Raw genomic sequence first — 1343 nt, forward strand, 5'->3', positions numbered from 1 at the left:
CGCGTGTACGCATGGATCGGCATCCTGAAGGACGACGGCCTCCTGAACCACACGCTGATCGCGCTGGGCATCATCCACACGCCGCTGCGCCTCTATCACAGCGACGCGGGCGTCTACATCGGGATGGTCTATTCGTACCTGCCGTTCATGGTGATGCCGCTGTACGCGCACCTCGTGAAGATGGACCTCACGCTGCTCGAGGCCGCATACGACCTCGGCGCGAAGCCGTGGGTCGCGTTCACGCGCATCACGCTGCCGCTGTCGAAGAACGGGATCATCGCCGGCAGCCTGCTGGTGTTCATCCCGGCGGTGGGCGAGTACGTGATTCCGGAACTGCTGGGCGGCGCCGACACGCTGATGATCGGGCGCGTGATGTGGGATGAATTCTTCAACAACATGGACTGGCCGATGGCGTCCGCGGTGACGGTCGCGATGGTGATGCTGCTGCTGGTGCCGATGGCGCTGTTCCAGTACTACCAGGTCAAGGAACTGGAGGACGCGAAATGATCAAGCCGAGCAAACCGCTGTCGACGGGCGTTCTCGCCTTCGGCTTCCTGTTCCTGTACATCCCGATCATCAGCCTGGTGGTGTACTCGTTCAACGAGTCGAAGCTGGTGACGGTGTGGTCGGGCTTCTCGCTGAAGTGGTACAGCGCGCTGCTGGACGACGACGAGCTGCTGACCGCCGCGTGGCTGTCGCTGAAGATCGGCCTGTTGACGGCTACCGCGTCGGTGGTGATCGGCACGTGGGCGGGTTTCGTGCTCGCGCGCTTCGGCCGCTTCAAGGGCTTCACGCTGTACACGGGGATGATCAACGCGCCGCTGGTGATTCCGGAAGTGATCCAGGGCATCTCGCTGTTGCTGCTGTTCGTTGCGCTGGAGCAGATGTTCGGCTGGCCGAAGGGGCGCGGGATGGTGACGATCTGGATCGGGCACGTGATGCTGTGCGTGTCGTACGTGGCGATCATCGTGCAGTCGCGCGTGAAGGAGATGAACAAGTCGCTGGAGGAGGCGGCGCTCGATCTGGGCGCGACGCCGCTGAAGGTGTTCTTCGTGGTGACGCTGCCGCTGATCTCGCAGGCGCTGCTGTCGGGGTGGCTGCTGTCGTTCACGCTGTCGATCGACGACCTGGTGCTGTCGGCGTTCCTGTCGGGGCCGGGGTCGACGACGCTGCCGCTGGTGGTGTTCTCGCGCGTGCGGCTGGGGCTGAACCCGGAGATGAACGCGCTGGCGACGCTGTTCATCACGGCCGTGACGATCGGCGTGATCGTCGTGAACCGGATGATGATCGCGCGCGAACGGCGCCGCGTGGCCGACATGAAGGCGGCGTTCGCGGTGGCGTGA

General features: G+C 64.3%; 2 protein-coding genes. Both read left to right on the top strand.

Annotated features, from left to right (window positions below):
• A partial coding sequence (locus E9536_RS41110) for an ABC transporter permease subunit (protein ID WP_136473343.1) occupies window positions 1-507 on the top strand: 507 nt, incomplete at its 5' end.
• Entirely contained in the window at window positions 504-1343 is an 840-nt protein-coding gene (locus E9536_RS41115) for an ABC transporter permease subunit (protein WP_027788939.1), read from the top strand. The genes E9536_RS41110 and E9536_RS41115, both read left to right, overlap by 4 nt.

The organism is Burkholderia sp. LS-044 (genome assembly GCF_004803625.1).
GTDB lineage: Bacteria > Pseudomonadota > Gammaproteobacteria > Burkholderiales > Burkholderiaceae > Burkholderia > Burkholderia cepacia.

What these genes read in the sequence shown, in the direction of transcription:
- E9536_RS41115 (WP_027788939.1), top strand. Translation starts at nt 504, where the DNA reads ATGATCAAGCCGAGCAAACCGCTGTCGACGGGCGTTCTCGCCTTCGGC.